16 protein-coding genes are annotated in these 16,498 nt (G+C 65.8%); 10 read left to right on the forward strand and 6 right to left on the reverse strand.

Annotation, left to right across the window (positions count from 1 at the left end):
- The first annotated feature begins 9 nt into the window (after positions 1-9).
- Positions 10-1,638: a CTP synthase gene (locus ACXAGF_RS09225; RefSeq protein ID WP_475016326.1), complete on the forward strand. Its 1,629-nt coding sequence runs from the start codon at positions 10-12 to the stop codon at positions 1,636-1,638.
- Between the two features lie 65 nt (positions 1,639-1,703).
- Here the strand turns inward: ACXAGF_RS09225 and ACXAGF_RS09230 are convergent, their stop codons facing one another.
- Positions 1,704-2,606, reverse strand: a complete 903-nt coding sequence (locus ACXAGF_RS09230; protein WP_475016328.1) for a LysR family transcriptional regulator — start codon at positions 2,604-2,606, stop codon at positions 1,704-1,706.
- A gap of 124 nt (positions 2,607-2,730) precedes the next feature.
- Here ACXAGF_RS09230 and ACXAGF_RS09235 point away from each other — a divergent pair, with 124 nt between their 5' ends.
- The gene (locus ACXAGF_RS09235) at positions 2,731-3,495 is read left to right on the forward strand and encodes an SDR family oxidoreductase (protein WP_475016329.1); all 765 of its coding nucleotides are present in this window, start codon (positions 2,731-2,733) and stop codon (positions 3,493-3,495) included.
- Between the two features lie 172 nt (positions 3,496-3,667).
- Here the strand turns inward: ACXAGF_RS09235 and ACXAGF_RS09240 are convergent, their stop codons facing one another.
- From ACXAGF_RS09240 to ACXAGF_RS09260, 5 genes are all read right to left on the reverse strand, one after another.
- Positions 3,668-4,306 (reverse strand): CDP-alcohol phosphatidyltransferase family protein, encoded by a 639-nt coding sequence (locus tag ACXAGF_RS09240; protein ID WP_475016332.1) that lies wholly within the window; start codon positions 4,304-4,306, stop codon positions 3,668-3,670.
- 64 nt (positions 4,307-4,370) lie between these two features.
- Positions 4,371-5,321: a phosphatidate cytidylyltransferase gene (locus tag ACXAGF_RS09245; RefSeq protein ID WP_475016335.1), complete on the reverse strand. Its 951-nt coding sequence runs from the start codon at positions 5,319-5,321 to the stop codon at positions 4,371-4,373.
- On the reverse strand, positions 5,318-6,004 hold the full coding sequence (locus ACXAGF_RS09250) for a lysophospholipid acyltransferase family protein (RefSeq protein ID WP_475019246.1): 687 nt from the start codon (positions 6,002-6,004) through the stop codon (positions 5,318-5,320). Before ACXAGF_RS09250 ends, ACXAGF_RS09245 begins: the two co-directional genes overlap by 4 nt.
- 273 nt (positions 6,005-6,277) lie before the next feature.
- Positions 6,278-7,834 (reverse strand): hypothetical protein, encoded by a 1,557-nt coding sequence (locus ACXAGF_RS09255; protein ID WP_475016337.1) that lies wholly within the window; start codon positions 7,832-7,834, stop codon positions 6,278-6,280.
- A 68-nt stretch (positions 7,835-7,902) separates the two neighbouring features.
- Entirely contained in the window at positions 7,903-8,064 is a 162-nt protein-coding gene (locus tag ACXAGF_RS09260; RefSeq protein WP_475016340.1) for a hypothetical protein, read from the reverse strand.
- A 125-nt stretch (positions 8,065-8,189) separates the two neighbouring features.
- Here ACXAGF_RS09260 and ACXAGF_RS09265 point away from each other — a divergent pair, with 125 nt between their 5' ends.
- The 8 genes from ACXAGF_RS09265 (at position 8,190) to ACXAGF_RS09300 (ending at position 16,435) form a co-directional block, all read left to right on the forward strand.
- Positions 8,190-9,080: a VOC family protein gene (locus tag ACXAGF_RS09265; protein ID WP_475016341.1), complete on the forward strand. Its 891-nt coding sequence runs from the start codon at positions 8,190-8,192 to the stop codon at positions 9,078-9,080.
- 1 nt (position 9,081) lies between these two features.
- Entirely contained in the window at positions 9,082-9,921 is an 840-nt protein-coding gene (gene kdsA, locus ACXAGF_RS09270; protein WP_475016343.1) for a 3-deoxy-8-phosphooctulonate synthase, read from the forward strand.
- Between the two features lie 131 nt (positions 9,922-10,052).
- Complete coding sequence (gene eno, locus ACXAGF_RS09275) at positions 10,053-11,327, forward strand: phosphopyruvate hydratase (protein WP_475016345.1); 1,275 nt, start codon at positions 10,053-10,055, stop codon at positions 11,325-11,327.
- Positions 11,328-11,537: 210 nt separating this feature from the next.
- Positions 11,538-11,846 carry an FtsB family cell division protein gene (locus ACXAGF_RS09280; protein WP_475016346.1) on the forward strand — a complete coding sequence of 103 codons (309 nt, stop codon included), beginning with the start codon at positions 11,538-11,540 and terminating at the stop codon, positions 11,844-11,846.
- Between the two features lie 148 nt (positions 11,847-11,994).
- Positions 11,995-13,041, forward strand: coding sequence for a pyruvate dehydrogenase (acetyl-transferring) E1 component subunit alpha (pdhA, locus tag ACXAGF_RS09285; protein ID WP_475016348.1), 1,047 nt, complete (start codon positions 11,995-11,997; stop codon positions 13,039-13,041).
- A gap of 19 nt (positions 13,042-13,060) precedes the next feature.
- Positions 13,061-14,437 (forward strand): pyruvate dehydrogenase complex E1 component subunit beta, encoded by a 1,377-nt coding sequence (locus ACXAGF_RS09290; protein ID WP_475016349.1) that lies wholly within the window; start codon positions 13,061-13,063, stop codon positions 14,435-14,437.
- Positions 14,438-14,452: 15 nt separating this feature from the next.
- On the forward strand, positions 14,453-15,778 hold the full coding sequence (locus ACXAGF_RS09295; protein ID WP_475016351.1) for a pyruvate dehydrogenase complex dihydrolipoamide acetyltransferase: 1,326 nt from the start codon (positions 14,453-14,455) through the stop codon (positions 15,776-15,778).
- A gap of 15 nt (positions 15,779-15,793) precedes the next feature.
- Positions 15,794-16,435 (forward strand): SGNH/GDSL hydrolase family protein, encoded by a 642-nt coding sequence (locus ACXAGF_RS09300; RefSeq protein ID WP_475016352.1) that lies wholly within the window; start codon positions 15,794-15,796, stop codon positions 16,433-16,435.
- Positions 16,436-16,498: the final 63 nt, after the last annotated feature.

Genomic DNA, 16,498 nt, shown 5'->3' on the forward strand with positions numbered 1-16,498 from the left:
GTGACTCCCATGGCGCGATATGTATTCATCACAGGCGGCGTGGTTTCTTCCCTCGGAAAAGGAATTGCGGCCGCCGCTCTCGGAGCGTTGCTGCAGGCCCGTGGCTACCGGGTCCGGCTTCGCAAGCTCGATCCCTATCTCAACGTCGATCCCGGCACGATGAGCCCGACGCAGCACGGCGAGGTGTTCGTCACCGACGACGGTGCCGAGACCGACCTCGACCTCGGTCACTACGAGCGCTTCACCGGCCGCTCGGCGACCAAGACCGACAACATCACAACCGGGCGCATCTACAAGAACATCATCGACAAGGAACGCCGCGGCGACTATCTCGGCGCGACCGTGCAGGTGATCCCGCACGTCACCAACGAGATCAAGAACTTCGTCACCGACGGCAACGAGGACTACGATTTCGTCATCTGCGAGATCGGCGGCACGGTCGGCGACATCGAGGCTATGCCGTTCATGGAGGCGATCCGCCAGCTCGGCAACGATCTGCCGCGCGGCACCGCCATCTACGTGCACCTGACGCTGATGCCCTATATTCCGGCTGCGGGAGAGCTGAAGACCAAGCCGACGCAGCACTCCGTCAAGGAACTGCAGGCGCTCGGCATCCACCCCGACATCCTGCTGGTGCGCGCCGACCGCGAGATTCCGGAGGCCGAACGCAGGAAGCTTTCGCTGTTCTGCAACGTCCGCCCGTCTGCCGTCATCCAGGCGCTCGACGTCGCCTCCATCTACGACGTGCCGCTTGCCTACCACAAGGAAGGCCTCGACGACGAGGTGCTCGCGGCGTTCGGCATCGAGCCGGCGCCGAAGCCGCGGCTGGAGCCGTGGCAGAACGTTTCCGACCGCATCAAGACGCCGGAAGGCGAGGTGACGATCGCGATCGTCGGCAAGTACACCGGTCTCAAGGACGCCTACAAGTCGCTGATCGAGGCGTTGTACCACGGCGGGATCGCCAACCACGTCAAGGTCAAGCTCGACTGGATCGAGTCCGAGGTGTTCGAGCAGGAGGACCCGGCGCCGTATCTGGAAAAGGTGCACGGCATCCTCGTTCCCGGCGGTTTCGGCGAGCGCGGTTCGGAAGGCAAGATCCGCGCGGCCAAGTTCGCGCGCGAGCGCAAGGTACCCTACTTCGGCATCTGCTTCGGCATGCAGATGGCGGTGGTCGAGGCTGCCCGCAATCTCGCCGGCATCGAGAACGCCTCCTCGACCGAGTTCGGCAAGACCGCGGAGCCCGTCGTCGGCCTGATGACGGAATGGGTCAAGGGCAACGAGTTGGAAAAGCGCACCGCATCAGGCAACCTCGGCGGCACGATGCGGCTCGGTGCCTATCGCGCGGCGCTGAAGCCCGGCACCCGTATCGCCGACATCTACGGCTCCACCGAGATTTCCGAGCGTCATCGTCACCGCTACGAGGTGAACGTCGATTACAAGGAGCGGCTCGAGGGCTGCGGGCTCGTGTTCTCCGGCATGTCGCCGGACGGTCTTCTGCCGGAGACGGTCGAGTACCCGGACCATCCCTGGTTCGTCGGCGTACAGTACCACCCGGAACTGAAGAGCCGGCCGCTCGACCCGCACCCGTTGTTTGCAAGCTTCATCGAAGCCGCACTGGAGCAGTCGCGGCTGGTCTGACGGCAGCGGAGCGCCGATAGTTGGGCCCGGTCGTCGCGCCGGGCCTTTTTGCGTCCCTAATTACCTCAGCGTTCCCAGTAGGGCGGCTGGCCGAAGGCTTCCCGCAGGTGATCGGCCAGCGCCCGGAGCTTTGCCGACGGACGGCGGCCGTCCGGATGGGCCACGAAGATGAACTCTTCCTCCGGCTCCAGCCCTATGTCGACGTCCTTGAGGGCCCCGGCCTTCAGCGCCGGGCCGGCGATGAACATCGGCAACAGCGCGATCCCCAAGCCGGCGATCGCTGCATCGCGCATCATGTCGCCGTTGTTGATGCCAAGGGCAAGCCGCCCGCGGATCACCATCGCTGCGCCTTCAGACCCCGGAAATCGCCAGTCTGAGACGCCACGGTTGGTATAGAAGATGCCGCGATGGCCGGCCAGTTCTTCCGGCGTCGATGGCACGCCATGGTCGGAAAGGTAGGACGGCGAGGCAACCAGGACGCGGCGGCTCGCCGCGAGCCGCCAGGCCATCAGTCGTGAGTCCACGATTGGTCCATGGCGAATGACGGCGTCGTAGCCGCCGGCGCTGACATCGACGCGCCGGTCGTCGAGGTCCAGCGTCATCTCGATCTGCGGATGCTTCTCGAGGAACGGGTAGAGCGCAGGTCCGAGGTGCAGGCGCCCAAAGGTCACGGGAGCAGAGATTCGCAGGGGCCCGACCAGTTCGCCACGCCGCTCGGCGAGGTCGGCCGCGGCCGCCTGCACCTCGTGCTTGATCCGCAGGGCGCGTTCGAGGAACGCGGTTCCGTCCTCGGTGAGCGAAAGCCGTCGGGTCGTGCGGTGCAGCAGTACGGCGCCGAGGCCGGCCTCGAGATCGGCGAGTCTTTCGCTGACCACCGACTTTGACAGACGCAACCGCCGCGCCGCCTCGCTGATCGAGCCTGCTTCCGCAATCGCGACGAAGCTGATGATGCTGTCGAGCTTGATCATTGTTCGATCTTTCCGAAAAGCAGGTCGGGATTCTGGAGGCTACAACGAACGAGTTTATGAGGCGATATTGCCGGCAAGCAAGGGTGACGCGGAATGGTCCGCGACCCAAACCAGGAGCTTCATCATGACTCGCTTGTCAGGGAAAGTCGCAATCATCACCGGTGCCAGTGCGGGGATCGGCCGGGCTACGGCCCGACTCTTTGCCGCCGAGGGCGCAAGCGTCGTCGTCGGCGCGCGCCGCCAGCGCGAATTGGACGATCTGGTTTCGGAAATTCGCGACGCCGGTGGCAAGGCCCGGGCACTTGCCGGCGACGTCCGCTCGGAGGACTACGCCAGGGCCCTGGTTGCCCTGGCGGTCGACGCCTATGGCCGGCTGGACATCGGCTTCAACAATGCCGGAACGCTCGGCGAGGCGGGGCCGAGCACCGGGGTCTCTGAGGCAGGCTGGAGTGAAACGATCGCAAGCAACCTGACCGGCTCGTTTCTCGGCGCAAAGCACCAGATCGCCGAAATGGTCAAGCATGGCGCAGGTTCGGTCGTCTTCACCTCGACCTTTGTCGGCCATACCTTTGCCTTCCCCGGCCTTGCCGCCTATGCCGCCAGCAAGTCGGGCCTGATCGGCTTGACTCAGGCGCTCGCGGCGGAGTTCGGCCCGCAGGGCATTCGCGTCAATGCGGTGCTGCCGGGCGCGGTCGAGACAGACATGTACCGGCAGGCGAACGACACCGCCGACAAGCAGGCTTTCATTTCCAACCTCCACGCGCTGAAACGCGTCGCGTCGGCTGACGAACTCGCCCGCGCCGTGCTGTTCCTGGCCTCCGACGATGCCTCCTTCGTGACCGGCACCGCCTCGCTGGTCGACGGCGGCGTGTCGATCACCCGAAGCTGAGCGGTAGCCCGGTCGCCAGACCGTATGGGCCGCCGGAGGCTTTCCTCCGGCGGCCGTCGGCGTAGGGACTTGGCATTTGCGCACTTCGAGCCGGCATGGCCGGCAGCGGGCGGGCGCCTAGCGATCGAAGCCGGCGATGCCGGGCCGTGGCCGTCGGACGGCCCGGCCCGCCTCAGCGCTTGAGCCGTCGCAGCAGCCTTATGCTTCGTCGCAGCGCCGTCGCCGCGCCACCAACGGCAACGCCCCACAACGCGATTTCCACGATCAGCGCGCGGCCGTCCCAGTCTGCGGCAAGGGCCGACAGCACTGCGGCGGTCGTGATGACCGCCATTCGGTGCGGCTTCGCCATCGGACCGGAGAAATCGCTGGGTGCGCCTGCCGCGCGGCCGAGTTCCCGCACATAGGCGGTCAGGACGGCGAAGGCGGCAGCCGACCAGCCGAGCGCCGGCACGCCGATGCCGTAGCCCGCGCCGGCGAAGATCAGCATGTCGGCGATCCGGTCGGGAAATTCGTTCCAGAACGGCCCGTCAGCTTCGCCCTTGCCGCCCTCGACGGCGACCATTCCGTCGAACAGGTTGCAGAGCAGGCGCAACTGGCAGAACACGGCGGCAGCCAGCATCGTCACCGCATGGGCGATGCCCTCAAGGGGGCCGCCGAGCCAGAAGCAGGCGCCGGCGAACGCGGCGGCGACGATGCTCGCTTGCGATATCCGGTTGGGCGTGATCGATCGCGCGGCCAGCCAGCGGGCGAGCGACCGCGCCCAGCGCGTGTTGCGGCTGGCGAGCGGGCGGCGGTCGGCACCGGACGTCATGGCGTGCGAGCCTCCGCGCGGCGCGGATGTCTGTAGGCAGTGACCAGGTTCTCCAGGCTGCGGTTCATGTCAGGGACCACCAGTAGCGTACGATGTGAAAGAAAATCGGCGCCGAGAAAATGACTGAATCCAGCCGATCGATCAGGCCGCCATGGCCCTCGATGAGATGTCCCCAGTCCTTCACGCCGCGATCACGCTTTATCGCCGACATGACGAGCCCGCCGAAGAAACCAAGCATGGTTATGACGAGCGCCAGCAGCGCCGCCTGCACCGGGGTGAACGGCGTGATCCACCACAGCGCGGCGCCGATCAGCGTGGCGCTGGCGATACCGCCGGCAAAGCCCTCGACGGTCTTCGACGGCGACAGCTTCGGGGCGATCTTGCGCCGGCCCAGCAGCTTGCCCCAGACATATTGCAGAACGTCGCTGATCTGCACGACGATGACGAGGAACGCGATCAGCAGCACGTTGCGGCCCTCGTAGCCAGGGATCTGCAGCGTCAGCAGGGCCGGGACGTGCGAGACGCAGTAGACACAGATCATCAGCGCCCACTGCATCTCGGCAACCCGGTCGAGAAAGCGCTCGGTATCGCCCCGGACGACGGCGATGATGGGCATCAAGAGGAATCCATAGACGGGAATCAGGATGGCATAGAGCCCGTACCAGTCCGTCGCCACCAGATAGTACTGCAGCGGGAGGATCACGAAGAAGGCTGTGGCCCACGGCCAGTGGTCGGCGCGCCGGGTGCTGGTCAGGGTCGCAAACTCGCGCAGGGCCGCGAACGAGCAAAAAGCGAACAGGACGATGACGCCGATGCGACCGGCGGCGAAGGCCAGCCCGATCAACGCCGCCATCACCCACCAGGCCTGGATGCGCGCGTTCAGATTTTCGATCGCTGCGTTGGAGTGATCGGGGGACAGGCGCCGCTGCAGCAGCTGGCCGGTCACCGTTGCTGCTGCCAGAAAGACGCCGACGCCAAGGACGAGGGTCAAGAGATCGGCACGGGTGTCGGTCATGCGGAAGAGCCCGGTTGCTGCGACAGAGCGAGCAGGGCGGTGCGGGCGCGGTCGAGGAAGGTGTTCTTGGTCTCGCCCGGGACGAGGTGCAAGGGGCGACCGAAGGTCACCGTGCAGATGAGCGGGATCGGCACGATCTCGCCTTTCGGCATCACGCGGTTGAGGTTGCTGATCCAGACCGGCACCAGATCGACCTCGGGACGGGCCGATGCCAGGTGATAGAGGCCGCTCTTGAAAGGCAGTAGCGGCGCCTCGGTCTCATTGCGCGTGCCCTCTGGGAAAAGAATCAGCGAGGCTCCCTGATCAAGCGTCCTTGTCATGAGGTCCACCGGGTCCTCGCTGCGCCCCGCAGGGTCTCGCGCAATCAGCACCGCATTGAACACATCGCGGCCGACAAGGCGGCTGAGCCGCGACTTCAACCAATATTCGGCCGCCGCCACCGGTCGCGTTGCAAGCCGCAGCCGCGGCGGCAGTACCGCCCAGATAAGGAGAAAGTCGCCATGGCTGCTGTGATTGGCGAAATAGACGCCTTGCCGGAATGGCGGCCCCTCATCCGACCAGACGGCCCGTACGGCGGTTATGGCGTGGGCAAAAAGCACGATCACCGACGCCAGCACGCCGGCGACAAACGACCTGCCGCTCGGTTGTGAGGCGGGGGTGTCGAGGGGAGGCCGGGTCAGCATTGCCACGATCAGGAACAGCCAGTGTCGGTTGTGGGACGGAGGTCGGGTTTTCTCGCGGGACGTTTGGCGACGGCGGATTATTCCGCTCGCATTCGCCAACGGCGCTTGGGTCATCCGTCGACAGGCATTCCGTTTCATCCTGACGGCGCGGGTCTCGACCGCGCGACCGCTCCGCCGGCAGGTGCCGTTCTCGGCCGGTCCAACGGTGGCCCGGCGAGGAACTGCTTTCTAGTCGCCGGCGGAGGGCGTCATGCTCTCCGCCGGCGATCCGGCCTATTCGGCCGGCGGCAACTCGCTGACGTCCATCGTCTGCAGGCGGTCGCCGATCGCTGGGGTACTCGCCGCATTGGCGCGCAGGGCCCATTCCGAGATCTCGATGCGTGGCTGAGCCGCGGCGGTGCGCGGCGTGCGCAGGGTTTGATCAGGTTCGGCAGAGGGCCGGGCGGGACGGGTCTCGCCACTATTGGCCCGCCCCCCCCGGGCTGCCTCGAGCTGTCCGGACAGGATGGCACGTTCGGTCTGAAGCTGGCGCATCTCCGAGCGGGCGATCTCCAGCGACGTGCGCAACTGGCCGATCTCGTGGCGATCGGCGTCTGAGCGGGAGCCCATGTCGCGGCGGGTCTCCTCCCACTCCCGTTCGCGCTGGTTGCTCAAGGTCTCCAGTTCGCGCAGCTTGAGTGCGAGTTCGCCGTTCCGGGCGGCGAGGTCGCGTCGCGCCGATTCGGTCTCGCCACCGGCGGCGCGGGCGCGCGACAGGTCCTCCGACAGCCGCTCGGCACGCGCAGCGGTGGTCTGGAGGTCCGCTTTTGTCCGGTTCAGCTCCGCCCGCGTCGTGCGCAGCTCCTCGTCCGTCATGCGATTGCGGCCGTTCGCGGTCGCAAGCAGCTTCTCCGCCAGTTCCGCCTTGGATCCAAGGGCGTCCTGGCGGGTGCTCAGTTGCGCGATCTGGAGCCCCGTTGCGCTTTGCAGGCTTTCCAGTTCCTCTTCCAGATGCCGGTTCCGGTCCTCCAGCGCGCAGGTCTCCTGGCGGAGCGCAGCGGTGCTCGCCTGCAGGCTACGCACGAGAGCCTCCTGCTCGGCGAGTGCGGTCTTGAGTTGTCCCTTCTCGTCGTTCAGGCGCGCCATCTCGCGAAGCTGGGCGGCGCTCTCGCGCCGGGACGTCTCCTGCAGCAGCTGGTGGGCGGTGGTCTCGCCCTCGAGCCGCTCGCGCAGGCTCGACAGTTCGCGCCCGCGCCGTTCGAGATCCATCTGCGTGCGCTTTAGCTGCGCGGCGGCTTCGTCGAACTGGCCGCTCCGCTCCGACAGTTCCCGTTCCGCATCGGCCAGTCGGCTTTCCACCACGGCGCGCTCCTCGCAGGTCACGCCGTACAACGCCTGGAGCCTGACGAATTCCTGACGAACGGCATCGACCTCTACCCGCAGCGTCGCATTGTCGGTGCGGGCCTCCTTGGCCTCGACCGCAAGCTGTCCACTTTCCTGCTCGAACTTGCGCCGGGCCGTGCCCTCATAGTCCAGCAGGGAGCTCAACCTGGCACACTCCGCTCTCAGTGCGCCGACCTCGTCCAAAGCGCTGGCATGCGCGGTCAGCAGTGTCGTGACCCGGCCTTGCACGAAGGTCAGGCTGGCGACGAGCTGATCCGAGGACTGCTTGCTTTCCTCGAGCGCCAGCCCGAAAGCTTCGAGCCCCGTTCCGGACGGGGCAGGGTGGTACCCCCCGTGGCGGCTTCCGTCCCGTTCGTCGGCTGGATTGCCCGCGCTTGTCCTCCGTCTGTCGGAACCATGCCTATCAACACCGTGTTCGTCGCCGCGCCGAAAAAAGTTCATGACCATCCCTTTGGCCCCGGGTCAAAAAGTCAAAACTGCCGTCAGCGACGAAGCGGACCAGCGCCTGAAGTTGCTTAAATATTGAGATAATTCAGCATCTTCTGATCGATCGGCGGCATCATTGACCGGCCGGCAGGTAAGCCGCCAACGGCAAGCTTGTCAAAATGGTGGTTGCGCCCGGGACGCACGCTGCGGCTGTAATTAACAGAATTTTTGACAATCAGCCGTCCTGCCATCAGCCTCACGCAACGTCAGCCTGCCGGGCAGCTGGCGGTGCCGGCGCGGCCGACAAGGCGGCTGCCCTTGCAAAGCGGCGGCAAAAAGGGCAAAGCACGGCCGGATGAGGAGACCGGACGCCGCCATGAACGCGAAGCCAAGAACGCCACGTGCCATCGATCATCTGGTCCTGCCGGTAGTCGAGCTGTCGATTGCGCGGGAACGCCTTGGGAGGCTCGGATTCACTGTCGCGGCCGATGCGCGTCACCCCTTCGGCACCGAAAACGCCTGCGTCTTTCTCGCCGACGGCAGCTATCTCGAACCGCTCGCGGTCGCCAATCGGGAGGACTGCGAGGCATCCGCGCGGGCGGGAAACGTCTTCGTCGCGCGCGACCAGGCTTTTCGCTTCCGCCGCGGCGCGGACGGCCTGTCGGCGGTGGCGATGACCAGCGAAGATGCGTGGGCCGATGACGAGCGCTACGCGGCAGAAGGCCTGTCCGCGGGCGAAGTCCTCGAATTCTCGCGCGACATGCGCCTGCCGGGCGGCGGTAGCGCCAGCGGCAGCTTTCGCCTGGCCTTCGCCGCCGACCTGCGCGCGCCGGACTTCTTCTTCTTCGCCAGCGAGCGCGTGGTCGCGCTGCCATCCGACCGCACCGCGCTCGTGGAGCACGCGAATGGCGTGGCCGCGCTGGCGGAGGTGGTGCTCTCCGAGCAGAACCCGACCGACTTCCAGTATCTCGTGCAAATCGCTGCCGACGAGCGCGAGGTCGAGGCCCATTCCTTCGGCATGAGCGTCGAGACCGCGCGCGGACGGATATCCGTCCTCAATTCCGACGGCATGCAGGGTTTTTATGGCGTAAGCCCGCCATCGGCCGATCGGGGCCTCAAGGGGGAGGCGGTTGTCTTTCGGGTCGTGGACTTGTCCCGTTGTCGCCGTCACCTGATCGACAATGACATCGAATTCACCGAGCGGGGCGGCCGTCTGGTCGTCGCGCCTGCGCCCGGTCAGGGCGCGCTTTTTGTCTTTGGAGAATGACATGGAAACGAATGCAGTCGTCACCGCCGGCGAAGGCCCCGGCAAGGTTACCTTCTCGCAGAAGGAGAAGCTGACGCTGATCGCCGGCCCGTGCCAGATGGAGAGCCGCGAACATGCTTTCATGATCGCCGGAAAGCTGGTCGAACTGTGCCGTACCCTCGGCGTCGGCCTCGTCTACAAGTCGTCCTTCGACAAGGCCAACCGCACCTCGCTCGCCGGCAAGCGTGGCATCGGCCTCGACAAGGCGATGGAGATCTTCGCCGAGTTGAAGCAGGAATTCGGTTTCCCGGTGCTGACCGATATCCACACCGAGGAGCAATGCGGCCTCGTCGCGCCGACCGTCGACATCCTGCAGATCCCGGCCTTCCTGTCGCGCCAGACCGACCTGCTGGTCGCCGCGGCCGGCACCGGCCGCGTCATCAACGTCAAGAAGGGCCAGTTCCTGGCGCCCTGGGACATGAAGAACGTGCTGGCAAAGTTCACCCAGAGCGGCAACCCGAATGTGCTGTTGTGCGAGCGCGGGGCGTCCTTCGGCTACAACACGCTGGTCTCCGACATGCGCTCGCTGCCGATCATGGCAGCGCTCGGCGCGCCGGTGGTGTTTGATGCCACCCATTCGGTGCAGCAGCCGGGCGGCCAGGGCGGCTCATCCGGCGGCCAGCGCGAGTTCGTCGAGACGCTGGCCCGGGCGGCCGTGGCCGTTGGCGTGGCCGGCCTGTTCATCGAGACCCACGAGGACCCGGACAATGCGCCGTCGGACGGTCCGAACATGGTGCCGCTGAAGGACATGCCGCGGTTGCTGGAGAAGCTGCTCGCCTTCGATGCCGTGGCCAAGGCGTGAGCGGCCGTCACGGCATTGTCACAGGCACGCGCTAGCCGAGCGCGGCGACCTTGCAATTCCGCCAGCTTCGCTTATGAACACTCTAATCGATTAGATTACCTGACCCCGCTCAAGAACCAGGGAAGAGAACCATGACCGCAATCATCGACATCATCGGCCGCGAGATCCTCGACAGCCGCGGCAATCCGACCGTCGAGGTGGATGTCCATCTCGAGGACGGCAGCTTCGGCCGGGCGGCGGTTCCCTCCGGCGCGTCGACCGGCGCGCATGAAGCGGTCGAACTGCGCGACGGCGGAACCCGCTATCTCGGCAAGGGCGTGGAACGTGCGGTCGACGCGGTCAATGGCGAGATCTTCGAGGCGGTTGGCGGGCTCGACGCCGAGAACCAGGTCCTGATCGACCAGACGATGATCGAGCTCGACGGCACGGCAAACAAGTCGCGCCTCGGCGCCAACGCCATCCTCGGCGTTTCGCTGGCGGTCGCCAAGGCGGCGGCGGACGCTTCCGGCCTGCCGCTCTACCGCTATGTCGGCGGCCCGAATGCCCGTGTCCTGCCGGTGCCGATGATGAACATCATCAACGGCGGCGCCCATGCCGACAATCCGATCGACTTCCAGGAGTTCATGATCGTCCCGGTGGGGGCCGACACGATCCGCGACGCCGTCCGCATGGGCTCGGAGGTGTTCCACACGCTGAAGAAGCAACTGGCGGCCGGCGGCTTCAACACCAATGTCGGCGACGAGGGCGGCTTTGCGCCGAACCTCGAGTCCGCCCCGGCGGCGCTCGACTTTATCATGAAGTCGATCGAGAAGGCCGGCTACAAGCCCGGCGACGACATGTTCATCGCGCTCGACTGCGCCTCGACCGAGTTCTTCAAGGACGGCAAGTACGTGCTCGAGGGCGAGGGCCGCACGCTGGAGCCCGGTGCAATGGCCGAATACCTCGCCGAGCTGACCGCCAAGTACCCGATCTTCTCGATCGAGGATGGTATGGCCGAGGACGACTGGGACGGCTGGAAGACGTTGACGGGCAAGGTCGGCGGCAAGGTACAGCTCGTCGGCGACGACCTGTTTGTCACCAACTCGGCCCGCCTACGCGACGGCATCAAGATGGGCGTTGCCAACTCGATCCTCGTCAAGGTCAACCAGATCGGCTCGCTGTCGGAGACCCTCGATGCGGTCGAGACCGCGCACAAGGCGTCGTATTCGGCGGTGATGTCGCACCGCTCCGGCGAGACCGAGGATTCGACGATTGCCGATCTCGCGGTCGCCACCAACTGCGGCCAGATCAAGACCGGTTCGCTGGCGCGGTCCGACCGCACCGCCAAGTACAACCAGCTGATCCGCATCGAGGAGCAGCTCGGTCCGCAGGCGAAATACGCCGGCCGCTCGATCCTGCGCGGCTGATTTTCCGGTCGGGGCGCGGCCGATGGCTTTGCCCCGACACCGCAAATGTTCCGTGGCGGCCGCGGCGCCGCCACCGACACATCCGCGCCCTGGCGGGCGGGGTGCCACTGGCCGGCGCGGTCCGGTTCGCCCGATCCTCTCCAACATGGTCAACGCTTGCTTAACCGATCGACGCTATGCTCGCCGGGTATTGCGTATCGGGGCTCCTCCATGTGGACCAAGCATCACAAGAAGCGCCGGCTCGGCCGGTTTGTCGTTCCGGCGATCACGGTCGCCTTCCTCTCCTATTTCAGCTATCATTCCGTTCATGGCGACTTTGGCTTGCGGGCGATGGAGCGCTTTGAGCGCGATCGGATCACCCGCCAGGCGCGGCGCGATGTGCTGGTGGAGGAGCGGAAGCGGCTCGAGCGCGAGGTTGCGCTGATGAGCGATGGTTCGCTCGAACGTGACATGCTGGATGAGAAGGCACGCTTCGCCCTGAACATGTCGCGAAGTGACGAGATCGTTGTTTTTCATTGAAAAGCGCAATTAACTCACATCGGGTTAATTTGAAATATTTAAATCATTTCAAATATTTATACGGAATGCGAGCCATGCATTTCTGGCATTGCTGGCGGCTTCTTCTTCCCCTATGGTTGCGTCCAAAGACATAACCCGGGAGGAATGTATGGCTCCGCGCAAGACCGCGTCCGTATCTAGCCGCAAGAGTGCGGCCAGGCCTGTCAAGAAAGACTTCAACGGCGGCACCTTCGCCGACTTTTCCAAGGAAGAGGATCTTACGGCCTATCGCGAAATGCTGCTGATCCGGCGTTTCGAGGAGAAGGCCGGCCAGTTGTACGGCATGGGCTTCATCGGCGGCTTCTGTCACCTCTACATCGGCCAGGAGGCCGTCGTGGTCGGCATGCAGATGGCGCTGAAGGATGGCGACGAGGTCATTACCGGCTATCGCGATCACGGCCACATGCTTGCTTGCGGCATGAGCGCGCGCGGCGTGATGGCGGAACTGACCGGACGCCGCGGCGGCCTTTCCAAGGGCAAGGGCGGCTCCATGCACATGTTCTCCAAGGAGAAGCAGTTCTATGGCGGCCATGGCATCGTCGGCGCGCAGGTGTCGCTCGGCACCGGTCTGGCCTTTGCCAACAGGTACCGCGGCAACGACAATGTTTCGCTGACCTATTTCGGCGACGGCGCCGCCAACCAGGGCCAGGTCTACGAGAGCTTCAACATGGCGGCGCTGTGGAAGCTGCCGGCCATCTACATCATCGAGAACAACCGCTACGCCATGGGCACGTCCGTTTCGCGGGCCTCGGCCCAGACCGATTTCTCCCAGCGCGGCGCCTCCTTCAACATTCCCGGCTTCCAGGTCGACGGTATGGACGTCCGCGCGGTCAAGGCGGCCGGTGACGAGGCCGTCGCCCATTGCCGCGCCGGCAAGGGACCGATCATCCTCGAGATGCTGACCTACCGCTATCGCGGCCATTCGATGTCCGACCCGGCGAAGTACCGCTCCAAGGACGAAGTGCAGAAGATGCGCTCCGAACACGACCCGATCGAGCAGGTGCGTGCGCGCCTGCTGGAGAAGAAGTGGGCCACCGAGGACGAGTTGAAGGAGATCGACAAGCAGGTGCGCGATGTCGTCGCCGACAGCGCCGACTTTGCCCAGTCCGATCCGGAGCCGGATGCATCCGAGCTCTATACCGACATTCTGATCTGATCCGGGCGGAGGAACCACCATGCCGATCGATATTCTCATGCCCGCCCTGTCCCCGACGATGGAAGAGGGCACGCTGTCCAAGTGGCTCAAGAACGAGGGCGACGACGTCAAGGCCGGCGACGTGATCGCCGAGATCGAGACCGACAAGGCCACCATGGAGGTGGAGGCGGTTGACGAGGGCAAGATCGCCAAGATCGTCGTCCCGGCCGGAACCGAAAACGTGAAGGTGAACGCGCTGATCGCTGTTCTCGCCGCGGAAGGCGAGGACATCGATCAGGCCGGCAAGGGCATCGGCGAGGACGCCGTCGCCGCGCCGAAGGCTGACGCCCCGGCACCGGCCCCGGCCGCAGCCGCCGTGCCGGCTCAGCCGGTCGCCGCCGTGGCCGCCGATCCGGACATCCCGGCCGGTACCGAGATGGTGTCGACGACCGTGCGTGAAGCGCTGCGCGACGCGATGGCCGAGGAAATGCGCCGCGACGGCGACGTCTTCGTCATGGGCGAGGAAGTCGCCGAATATCAGGGCGCCTACAAGATCACCCAGGGCCTGCTGCAGGAATTCGGCGCCCGCCGCGTGATCGACACGCCGATCACCGAGCACGGCTTTGCCGGCGTCGGCGTCGGTGCGGCAATGACCGGGCTGAAACCGATCGTCGAATTCATGACCTTCAACTTCGCCATGCAGGCGATCGACCAGATCATCAACTCGGCGGCCAAGACGCTCTACATGTCCGGCGGCCAGATGGGCGCGCCGATCGTCTTCCGCGGTCCGAACGGCGCCGCCGCCCGCGTCGCCGCGCAGCACTCGCAGTGCTACGCCGCCTGGTACAGCCACGTCCCCGGCCTCAAGGTCGTCATGCCCTACACCGCGGCCGACGCCAAGGGCCTGCTGAAGGCGGCGATCCGCGATCCCAACCCGGTGATCTTCCTCGAGAACGAGATCCTCTACGGCCAGCACTTCGACGTGCCGAAGCTCGACGATTTCGTGCTGCCGATCGGCAAGGCGCGCATTCACCGCGCCGGCAAGGATGCGACCGTCGTGTCCTTCGGCATCGGCATGAGCTACGCGACCAAGGCGGTCGCCGAGTTGGAGAAGGAGGGCATCGACGTCGAGCTGATCGACCTGCGCACGATTCGCCCGATGGACCTGCCGACGATCATCGAATCGGTCAAGAAGACCGGCCGCCTCGTCACCGTCGAGGAAGGATACCCGCAGAGCTCGGTCGGCACCGAGATCGCCACGCGCGTCATGCAGCAGGCCTTCGACTATCTCGATGCGCCGATCCTGACGATCGCCGGCAAGGACGTGCCGATGCCCTATGCGGCCAACCTTGAGAAGCTCGCGCTGCCGAACGTCGGTGAAGTCGTCCAGGCGGTGAAGACCGTCTGCTACAAGTAAGAGGAGGGCGGAGACATGCCGATCAACATCACCATGCCCGCCCTGTCGCCCACCATGGAGGAGGGCAACCTCGCCAAGTGGCTCGTCAAGGAAGGCGACACGATCAAGTCCGGCGACGTGATCGCCGAGATCGAGACCGACAAGGCCACTATGGAAGTGGAAGCCGTCGATGAGGGCACGATCGCCAGGATCGTCGTCCCGGCCGGCACCGAGGGGGTCAAGGTCAACTCGCTGATCGCGGTGCTGGCCGCCGAGGGCGAGGACGTCAAGGCCGCGGCCAGCGCCGGCGCCGACGCTGCGGCGCCGAAGGCAGAAGCGGCCGCCCCTGCGCCCGCGGCAAAGACGGCGCCCGCGCCCGCACCGGCCGCAGCCGCTCCGTCCGTTGCCGCCCCGGCCAAGGTCGACGGCAACCGCACGTTCTCCTCGCCGCTGGCCCGTCGTCTCGCAAGGGAAGCCGGTCTCGACATTGCGGCGATTGCCGGTTCGGGTCCGCATGGACGCGTGGTCAAGGCGGACGTCGAGGCCGCCGTCGCCGGCGGCGGTGCGAAGAAGCCCGCAGCGCCGGCTGCGGCTGCAGCCCCGGCTGCCGCTTTGGCGAAGGGTCCGTCGGACGAGGCGGTGCTCAAGCTGTTCGAGGAGGGCTCCTACGAGCTCGTGCCGCATGACGGCATGCGCAAGACGATCGCCCGTCGCCTGGTCGAATCCAAGCAGACCGTTCCGCACTTCTACGTCTCGGTCGATTGCGAGCTCGACGCGCTGATGGCGCTGCGGGCGCAACTGAACGCTGCCGCGCCCGAGCGCAACGGCAAGCCGGCCTACAAGCTTTCGGTCAACGACATGGTGATCAAGGCCATGGCGCTGGCGCTGCGCGACGTGCCGGACGCCAATGTCTCCTGGACGGATTCGGCGATGGTCAAGCACAAGCACGCCGACGTCGGCGTCGCCGTGTCGATCCCGGGCGGCCTGATCACGCCGATCGTTCGCCACGCGGAGACGAAGAGCCTGTCGGCCATCTCCAACGAGATGAAGGATCTCGGCCAGCGCGCCAAGGACCGCAAGCTGAAGCCGGAAGAGTACCAGGGCGGTACGACCTCGGTCTCCAACATGGGCATGATGGGTGTCAAGAACTTCGCCGCTGTCATCAACCCGCCTCACGCGACGATCCTTGCGGTCGGTGCCGGCGAACAGCGGGTCATCGTCAGGGACGGCGGCATGGTAATCGCGCAGATGATGACCGTCACGCTCTCGACCGACCATCGCTGCGTCGATGGCGCGCTCGGGGCGGAACTGCTGCAGGCGTTCAAGCGCTACATCGAGAACCCGATGGGGATGCTGGTGTAACGACGGAGTCCGGCCATGAAAACGGTCCTCTGCTACGGCGACAGCCTCACCTGGGGTTACGACGCGGAGACGTTCGGGCGCCATGCGCCGGAGGACCGTTGGCCGGCCGTGCTGCAGAAGTCGCTTGGAGCAGGCGTGCAGGTCATCGCAGAGGGGTTGAACGGCCGCACGACGGCTTATGATGACCATCTTGCCGACTGCGACCGCAACGGCGCGCGTATCCTGCCGACGATCCTGCATAGCCACGATCCGATCGATCTGGTCATCATCCTGCTCGGCGCCAACGACATGAAGCCGGCGATCTGCGGCACCGCCTTCGGCGCGATGCGGGGCATGGAGCGGCTGATCGAGCTGGTGCGCCACCACGCCTGGTCGTTTGATCGCGAGGAGCAGCCGGAGATCCTGGTCGTCTCCCCGCCGGCGATTTGCGAAACGGCCAACACCGCCTTTGCGGCGATGTTTGCCGGCGGCGTCGAGCAGTCTTCGATGCTGGCGACGCTGTACGCGGATCTCGCCGACGAGAAGGGCTGCGGCTTCTTCGATGCCGGCTCGGTGGCGCGGACCTCGCCCCTCGACGGCGTGCATCTGGATGCCGAGAACACGCGGGCGATCGGCCGGGGGCTCGAACCGGTCGTGCGCATGATGCTCGGAGTTTGAAGCGGAGATTGACGGGGATCAAGGAGCGGCAAGGCGCGCAACCTAGTCTGGGTGCATCGATTT

It is taken from the genome of Mycoplana sp. ABR4_002 (assembly GCF_056159645.1).